This window comes from Mesorhizobium sp. M1A.F.Ca.IN.020.03.2.1 (genome assembly GCF_004023205.1).
Classification (GTDB): Bacteria; Pseudomonadota; Alphaproteobacteria; order Rhizobiales; family Rhizobiaceae; genus Mesorhizobium.
The window spans coordinates 1-8,747 of sequence record NZ_RZSV01000228.1; the positions used below are offsets into that span (position 1 = coordinate 1).

The 8,747-nt window shown below is 65.4% G+C and carries 4 protein-coding genes and 1 pseudogene; 3 read left to right on the top strand and 2 right to left on the bottom strand.

Features of this window, described 5'->3' with window-relative positions:
- Positions 1-80: 80 nt before the first annotated feature.
- Positions 81-6,284, bottom strand: coding sequence for a kinesin (locus tag EOA79_RS26130; protein ID WP_095825304.1), 6,204 nt, complete (start codon positions 6,282-6,284; stop codon positions 81-83).
- A 292-nt stretch (positions 6,285-6,576) separates the two neighbouring features.
- Here EOA79_RS26130 and EOA79_RS26135 point away from each other — a divergent pair, with 292 nt between their 5' ends.
- From EOA79_RS26135 to EOA79_RS26145, 3 genes are all read left to right on the top strand, one after another.
- A complete protein-coding gene (locus tag EOA79_RS26135) occupies positions 6,577-6,945 on the top strand; it encodes an Hpt domain-containing protein (protein ID WP_095825305.1) in 369 nt (122 codons plus the stop codon).
- Between the two features lie 108 nt (positions 6,946-7,053).
- Positions 7,054-7,374, top strand: coding sequence for a 2Fe-2S iron-sulfur cluster-binding protein (locus EOA79_RS26140; RefSeq protein WP_066992377.1), 321 nt, complete (start codon positions 7,054-7,056; stop codon positions 7,372-7,374).
- Between the two features lie 93 nt (positions 7,375-7,467).
- Positions 7,468-8,499: an NAD(P)/FAD-dependent oxidoreductase gene (locus EOA79_RS26145; RefSeq protein WP_067319714.1), complete on the top strand. Its 1,032-nt coding sequence runs from the start codon at positions 7,468-7,470 to the stop codon at positions 8,497-8,499.
- A gap of 5 nt (positions 8,500-8,504) precedes the next feature.
- Here EOA79_RS26145 and EOA79_RS26150 read toward each other — a convergent pair.
- A pseudogene (locus EOA79_RS26150) lies at positions 8,505-8,747 on the bottom strand (MFS transporter); the annotation flags it as partial.

Below are 8,747 nucleotides of genomic sequence, written 5' to 3' on the forward strand. Positions count from 1 at the left end.
GACCTGCGTCAACTGGAAGTGGATTCTAAAATGAAGAAGCGGAGCAATGCCCCCGCTTCAGTGTCTGACATGTGCCCCGTTCAGTGCAGGCGGCCGCTGGCGTGGGCCAGCATCGTGTAGACCTTGCCGGTGTCCGACGTGAGGTAGGTTTGCGCCATGATGTTGTCGCGGTCGTTGCGCGATACGTCCTTGAGCAGCTTCTCGAAATCGTCGCAGTAGCGGTCGACGGCGGCGCGGAACTCGGCCTCGGCCTGATACTTGCGGCGGATCTCGTCGAAGGTCTGCTGGCCCTTCAGCGTGTAGAGCCGGCGCGTGAACACGTCGCGCTCGCCGCGGCGGTAGCGGTTCCACAACTCGATCGAGGCGTCATGGTCGATAGCGCGGGCGATGTCGACGGATAGAGAGTTGAGCGATTCCATGACATGCAGCGGCGAACGCTGGGCAGGGGTCGCGCGCGGTGCTTCCGCGGGCGTCGCCGGCTTCAGCTCTTCCTCGCGCGAGGCGTTGGTCAGGAGATCGCGCACCCAGCCGCCCTGCTGCGTGCGGCCGTTCGGATCGCGGCGCGGCGTTTCCGCCGGGCGCTCGAGATCGAGGGTGCCGCGCAGCGTCGTCTCGCCGATCGGTGCCTGCGGCGCCGGGCGCTCCGGCTGAGGCTGCTGCGACGCCGGCGGGCGGCGCAGCGGCTGCTCGGCGGGGCGAGCGGGCGCCTGCGGCGCGGGGCGCAGGGCGCGCGGCTCGCCGGTTTCGCTGCTGCCGCTGCGGCCGGATTTCGCAACGATATCCGACAGTTCCTTGAGCGCGTTGATCTGCTCGGCGACGGCGCGGCGGATGGCCGAGGTCGATTCCTTGGCCTCCTCCGGCATCTCGATGACGCCCTTCTTGAGCTCGGCGCGGGTGAGGTCCAGCTCGCTCTTGATGGAACCTGCGGTGCGCCGCATCTCCTCGGTCGCGTCGGCGAAGCGGCGCGTCGCCGAATCGACGACCTCGGCGATGGCGGTGCGAATCTTCTCCGCCGATTCCATCGTCCGGCCCTCGGCATTCTGCATCGTCTGGCCCACAAGAGTCTCGAAGGAGCGCATGACTTTCTCGAGGTCTTCCGACTTCTTGACCAGACCGACGGCGAGGTCTTCCAGCGACGACTGCCGCTCCAGCGTGTGCTCGAGATTGCTCTGCGCGGAGCTCAGCAGGTCCGAGGCGCTCGACAGCAGGCGGCTGTGCTCGTCGAACTTGGTCGCGATCGAGGCGACCTCGCGCAACGTCGCCGACGACAGATCGGTGAGCCGCGTCGTGTTGGAATCAACGAGGCGCGCCGAGCTGGCAAAGGTCTGGGCCGCCTTCTCGGTGGTCGCCGCGAAGCTCTGCGTGCTGCCGCTCAGGCGCTCCTCGACCTGGCCGAGATTGACGGCCGCCTGGTCGATCAGCTGACTGAGCTGCGCGCTGGAGGTGGTCATGCGGCCGATAAGGTCGGCAACGCTGTCGGCCAGCGTCGAGCGAGCGCTCTCGACCGCCGAGAGCGTCTCCGCGGTACGGTTGGCGAGCGCATTGACGAGGGCCGCGTTTTCGCTGCGCAGCTTCTCGGTCGCCCGTTCGGTGACCTCTTCCATCCTCTTTTGCAGCTCGGAGCCGCCCTGGGCGAAGCGCTCGACCAGCGGACGCGCCGTCTCGTCGAGAATCTTCGACATTTCGGAGGAGCGCGCCGCAAGCATGGTGTTGAGCTCGCGGGTGTTGGCGCCAATGGTCTTTGCCGCCTCGTTGGTGCTCTGGCCGATATGCTGGCCGACCGCGGTGAAGGTTTCGGCAATGACGTTGGCGCGCGATATGAGCTGCGCCTCGGCGCTGGAGACCTGCTCGTTGAGCTTCTGACCCATCGTTTCGGCGCCATAGGCGAGCCGGTTCTCGACGCTCGCAACCTGCTCCTCGACACGGGCCGCGGCCGCAGCGGCGCTCGAGGCCAGGCGTTCGTCGGCACCGGCGAGCGCCTGCTCGATCTCACGGGCGTGGACGGCGAGTTCCTGGCCGGTCTGGCGGGCACGGTCGGCGACGCGCTGCTCGGTGGCGGCGAATGCGCCGACAATGGTGTCGGCATGTTCGCCGATGGTCGAGGTGCTGCTGGCGATGCGCGACACCAAACGGTTGTCGGCGTCGTCGAAGATGCGGGCAATTTCAGACGCCCGCGACGACAGCGCCTCCGAACCTTCGGCAATGCGCGAGATCAGATGCTGGTCGGCGGCGTCGAAGATGCGGCCGAGATCCGAAGCGCGGGCGGCCAGCGCTTCGGCCGATTCGGTGATGCGCATGCTGAGGCGCTCGTCCGCGCCCTCGAAGTTGCGCAGGATGTCGCCGGCGCGGGCTGCGAGCGACTGCGCCGTTTCGACCGCGCGGGCGACCAGTTTCTGATCGGCGGCGTCGAAGGTGCCGGCGATCTCGCCGGCGCGGGCGGCGAGCTTGTCGGCGGTTTCCTCGGCACGGGCCATGAGCGCGTTGGACGCGTCATCGGCGCGGGCCATCAGCATACTCGAGGTGTCCTGCGCGCGCTCGTGCAGGCGGCGGTCGGCCTGCTCGAAGGCGTTGGCAATCTCTTCGGCCCGGGCGAGCAGCGCAGCCGAAGTCTGTTCGGCGCGTTCGGCGATCTTGCGATCGGCGTCGCTGAAGGCGGCGCCCGCCTGCTCGTGTAGCGTGCTGGTGATTTCCATCACCTTGTCGCGCAGCGCGCCGGCAACGAAGACGGCGGTCTTTTCGAGGACGCCGCGGACATTGTCGACGCCGGCCGAAAGCGCACGCTCCATGGTGCCGGCGCGTTCTTCGATGATGCCGGTCTGGCGGCTGAAGGCCTGCTCGATCTTCTCGACATCGGCAGCGATCGCCGCCGAGATGTCGCTGCTCTTGGCCGCGATCTGGTCGATATGGCCGGACACCGAACGGTCGACGTCCTTGCGCGCTTCGGCGAGCTTGACGAGGTCATCTTCCAGCGCGCGGGCCAGCATGTCGCGGCCTTCGGACAGCTTGCCGATGTGACCGGCGATGACGCCGTCGATCTCCGAGCGGCTCTCCGCCAGCTTCTGCAGATCGGATTCAAGCGCCCGCTTGAGGATGTCGCGACCCTCGGCGAGCTTTTCCACCTGGCCGGAGACCAGCCCGTCGATGCCGGCGCGGCTCTCGGCGAGCTTGGCCAGGTCGGCCTCGAGGGCGCGCGTGAGGACATCGCGGCCTTCCGCGAGCTTGTCCACCTGGGCGGCGACGAGGCCGTCGATCGAGGCGCGGCTTTCGGCGAGCTTGGCGAGGTCCGCTTCGAGCGCACGCTTGAGGATATCGCGGCCTTCGGCCAGCTTCTCCACCTGGCCAGCGACCAGACCATCGATCGAGGACCGGCTTTCGGCCAGCTTGGCGAGATCGTCCTCCAAGGCCTTGGACAGGGTCGAGCGGTCCTGGACCAGCCTGTCGGCGTGGGTCTGCATGAGGCCGCTGGCATTGGCCATGTCGGCATCCAGGACGCGCGACAGCTCGGCGCGATGGTCGGCGATCTTCTGCGAATGATCGACGATCGCGCCCTGGATGGTGTTGAGGTCCGCTTCCAGCGCGCGTTTGAGGATATCGCGGCCCTCGGCAAGCTTCTCGACCTGGCCGGCCACCAAGCCGTCGATGCTGGAACGGCTCTCGGCCAGCTTGGCCAGATCGTCCTCGAGCGACTTCGACAGCACGGCGCGGTCCTGGACGAGCCTGTTCTGGTGATCGGAGATTGCGCCGCCGACGGTCTGCAGGTCGGCCTCCAGGGCCTGCGACAGCTGAGCGCGTTCCTCCTGCACCTTCTCGGAGTGTCCCGCAATGGCACCCCTGATGGTGTTGATGTCGGCTTCCAGGGCACGCTTCAAGATATCGCGGCCTTCGGCGAGCTTCTCGACCTGGCCGGCGACCAGGCCGTCGATCGAGGCGCGGCTCTCGGCCAACTTGGCGAGATCGGATTCGAGCGTCTGGGACAGCAGGCTGCGGTCCTCGACAAGCCTGCCGGCGTGGCTGTCGATCAGGCTTCGGATTCCGCTCAGGTCGCCCTCCAGCGCGCGGCTGAGTTCACCCCTGTCCTCCGCGAGCTTGGCCGAATGGGTCTCGATCAGGTCCCTTATCCCGGCGATGTCGGTCTCCAGCGCCTTGGCGAGCACGGCGCGGCCCTCGGCGATCTTCTCGACCTGGCCGGCGACCAGGCCGTCGATCGAGGCGCGGCTGTCCGCCAGTTTGCCGAGATCGGCTTCCAGCGCGCGCGCCAGAATGTTGCGGCCCTCGGCCAGCTTGCCGACATGTCCAGCGACCATTTCGTCAATTATGGTGCGGGCTTGCACGAGTTTGCCGGAGTCTTCGTTCAGCGCCTGGGAGAGGCGGTTGCGACTCTCTTGGAGTTGCTCAAGATGGGCGCCGAGCGAGGCGTCGATGGCCGCGTGGGACTCGTTGACCTTGCGCAGGTCCTCTTCCAGCGCGCGAGAGATAAGGCTGCGGCCCTCGGCCAGTTTTTGGACCTGACTGGCCACGGCCTCATCGATGCCGGCGCGACTCTCGGCGAATTTCGCGAGGTCCTCCTGCATGGCGGCGGCCATACGGTTGCTGCTGTCGGAGAGCTTCCGGCTGTGGTCTTCGATGGCTTCGTCAATGCCGGCGCGAGCATCGGCGAGGCGCTGGATGTCGGAGTCGAAGGCGCGCGACACGACATGGCGGGCCGCCTCCATGCGTCCGGCGAAATCCGTGGCGCGGGCTTCGAGCATGGAAGAGGTCGATGAGATGATGTCGGCCATGTCGGCACCGATCTGGGTCTTGCCCTGATCGATCATCGACGACAGCTGGTCCTTGCTCTCGGCGAAGGTGTTGGCGATCTCGCGCGCACGTTCGACCAGAGTTTCGTTGATCTGGCGGGCACGCGCTTCGAGCGCGGCATTGAGCTTCTGGGTGCCGGTGTCGAGTGCTTCGGCGCGGGTCTGGAACTCGCTGATCAGCGCCTGGCCGCGCTCGGCCAGCGTCCGCTCGATGCCGCTGAGGCTTGCTTCGAACTCGGAGTTCAGTGTGCGGGCGGCGCCGCCGAGCAGCGAAACCATGCCGTTGGTGCGATCGTCAAGAAGATCGGTCAGCGAACGGGTAAGGCCGTCCGTGGTGTCGGTCAGCTTGGCGATGCGGGTGTCGAGCAGGCTGGCGAAGGCCTCGCCCGAGGTCGACAGGCGGTCGGTGATCGTGTCGAGCCGGGTTTCCACCGAGTCGAAGATCGACAGCGAGCTCTCATTGATGCGATCGATCAGCGTGTCACCCGAATTGTTGATCGTCATCGACAGCTTGGTCGAGGCATTGAGGATCGAATCGCGGATGATATCGCTGGCGGCACCGATCTCGTCGCGCAGCGTCTCGTGCGCGCCGTGGATCGAAGCGCGCACGCGCTCGGCATGGCTAACGACAGCTTCGCGCTCGCTACCCAGCCCGTCGACCAGCGAGCGGATACGCGCTTCGTTCTCGGAATAGGAGCGCTCGATCTGGTTGACTTCGCTGTGGACGAGGGTTTCGAGCTCGACGGCGCGGGCCAAAGTGCGTTCGATGCCTTCACCCATGGCGGCGACCTCGCGGCGAACGGCCTGACCGATCATCATGACGCGGTCTTGGGCAAGGTTTTCCGGCTCGGCGAGGCGGAAGGCCACTTCGGTCATGGATTGCGCGGCGATGCGCATTTCCTGCGCGCGCCGGATCATGGCGGCGAAGGCCCAGAACAGGATGACTGGGATAATCGCCGCGACCGCCAGGCCGATCAGCTCGGGGCGGGCGAAGAACTGGTCGAGAGTGCGGATCTGCCAGATGCTCGGCCCGAACAGCAGGTTGGCGAGGCCGCCGGCGCCCGCGATCCAGGCGAGTGAAATGAACGCGATCACCCAGTAAACGGTGCTCGAAGCGCGCCGGTTGAGGCCATGCAGAAGCGTCCGGTAATCCTTTTGGCGATCGTCATTGGCCGGCGTGAAACCGGCGGGAGCCGGCGTAAAACCGTTCGGTTGCGAGGCGCGCGATTCGAGCGGGCGCAGTTCCGCCGGCTTCGGCTGGGGCGCCGCCTTCGCGGCCTGAGGCTCATTTGCCGGCTCGATTCTATGGCTGCGGCCTTCGCGCGCCAGTTCATCCGCGGCCGCCGAAATCTGGGCCTCGAGATCTTCCATCGACGCCGCCATGTCGAGCCCGCCTTCGTCGCCGTTCAGGTCAAGGTCAAGCGCCTTTTCCAGTTCCGCGGCCACGTCGCTCTCGAGAGATTTGGTCGTCGTCGGTTTCTTAGCCATGCCTTCGCTACCCTGTACTAGCTGCCGCGGGACTTATGATTTTGGCCTGATTCTGGCTTGTCTGGTCCCAGACAGGAGGCTGAAAATGGACGTTCGTATCGTAATGACACACACGGGTAAAGAAAACATGCATTCCCGGCGATACGTAAAACTTTAAATATAAGGTTAACGGAGGCGTGATTTGGCTGCCTCCGTGACAACATTTTTTCCCGGCAATCGTTAACCCGTTGGCGACGGGAATCCGCCTATTTTTGGGCCGCCGGCCGGGCCCCTTCTTGGAGTAGCAGTGCGTATGCGTGGCGAGATTGGTATTGCGTTTTCCATGCCCGGCGGCGACGTGTCGGGAACGGCAGGTTCGCGACCTGTGGATATGGCCCACCTGGCGCGGCAGACGATGGATGATCGCGCGCTCGAACAGGAGGTGCTGGCGCTGTTCGTGCAGCAGGCGCTTTCGGTGCGCGAAAAGATCGTCGATGCCGATGCCAAGGAACGGGTGCTCCTTGCACACGGCCTGAAAGGCTCGGCCCGCGGCATCGGCGCCTTTGCCGTCGCCGAATGCGCTGCAGCCATTGAAAAGCAGCCTGAGGATGGTCGCATCCTGAGGAAGCTGGGCGGGCTGATCGATGAAGTGCGGGACTTCATCGCCGCCATCAGCCGGTAGGTCCTCCAGGGAGCACATCCAGAAAAAACGTCATGCGGTGGCGCTTTCGCGCCGCAGTTGACTTGTCCGGCGGAGTGATTATCTCGGCTGCGACTCCTCAGGTGACAAATGGCCAAGCTGACTTACATCGCCAATGACGGTACTCAATTCGACGTGGAGGCCGAGAACGGCTCGACCGTCATGGAAAACGCGATCCGCAACGCGGTGCCCGGCATCGAGGCCGAATGCGGCGGCGCCTGCGCCTGCGCGACCTGTCATGTCTATGTCGACGAGGCCTGGACGGGTGAGGTCGGCGAGCCGGAAGCGATGGAGGAGGACATGCTGGACTTCGCCTACGACGTCCGGCCCAACTCGCGCCTGTCCTGCCAGATCAAGGTGCGCGACGCGCTCGACGGGCTGGTCGTGCGCGTTCCCGAACGGCAGGGCTGAACCAAGTCTCCATTTCCAATTTTGCCGTGGCTGCTTGGCAGCGGGCCAATGCTCATGCACTGTCGCCAGCATTCCCAAAATGGGGCGGAGCTGATGACGGACACGATCAAGACGGACGTACTCATTGTCGGGGCAGGGCCGGTCGGCCTATTCGCCGTGTTCGAACTCGGGCTCTTCGACATGAAGTGCCATCTCATCGACATCCTCGACCGTCCCGGCGGGCAATGCGCCGAACTCTATCCGGAAAAGCCGATCTACGACATTCCCGGCTGGCCGATGATCACTGCGCAGGGTCTGGTCGACAAGCTGCTCGAACAGATCCATCCCTTCAAGCCGGACTTCACTTTCAACCGGATGGTCTCAAGCCTCGAAAAGCTCGAGGACGGCAGCTTCCGCGTCACCACGGACGAGGCTGAGGTGTTCGAAGCCAAGGTGGTGGTGATCGCCGCGGGCGGCGGCTCGTTCCAGCCCAAGCGACCGCCCATCCCGGGCATCGAGAGCTACGAAGGCAAGAGCGTGTTCTACTCGGTCCGGCGCATGGAAGATTTCCGCGGCCACGATCTCGTCATCGTCGGAGGCGGCGATTCGGCGCTCGACTGGACGCTCAACCTGCAGCCGATCGCCAAAAGCGTGACACTTGTCCACCGGCGTCCGGAATTCCGGGCTGCGCCCGACAGCGTCAACAAGATGTACGCCATGCAGGAGATGAAAGAGCTGGAATTCCTGGTCGGTCAGGTGAGCGGGCTCGCAGGCGCCGACGGCCAACTCTCGTCCGCCACCATCAAGGGTGGCCCGGATGGCGACATCGAGGTGCCATGTACGCGCATGCTGCCGTTCTTCGGCCTCACCATGAAACTCGGGCCGATCGCCGAATGGGGGCTGAACCTGCATGAGAACCTCATCCCGGTCGACACCGAGAAATTCCAGACGTCGGTTCCCGGCATCTTCGCCATCGGCGACATCAACTGGTATCCGGGCAAGCTGAAGCTGATCCTCTCAGGTTTCCATGAGGTCGCCCTGATGGCGCAGGCCGCAAAACGCATCGTCAGCCCGGGCGAGCGCATCGTCTTCCAGTACACGACCTCGTCGACCAGCCTGCAAAAGAAGCTCGGCGTCCACGATTGACGTGATCATTCGGCGAGCACGGGCGCTGCGTGCTCGTCCTTGCCGCGCAGCGGCTTTTCCGGCATCAGCGCCAGCGCGGTCAATGCCAGAACAAGAGTGATGCCGGCGGTGAGGAAGATCATCACGAACGGCATTGCCGATGTCAGCTCGATATGCGTCTGCGAGCCCTCGGCGGCGAGCGGCAGGCCGTAGCCGAGCGCGACGGCGCCGAGCAGGGCGACGCCAAGCGCGCCGCCCAGTGTGCGCAG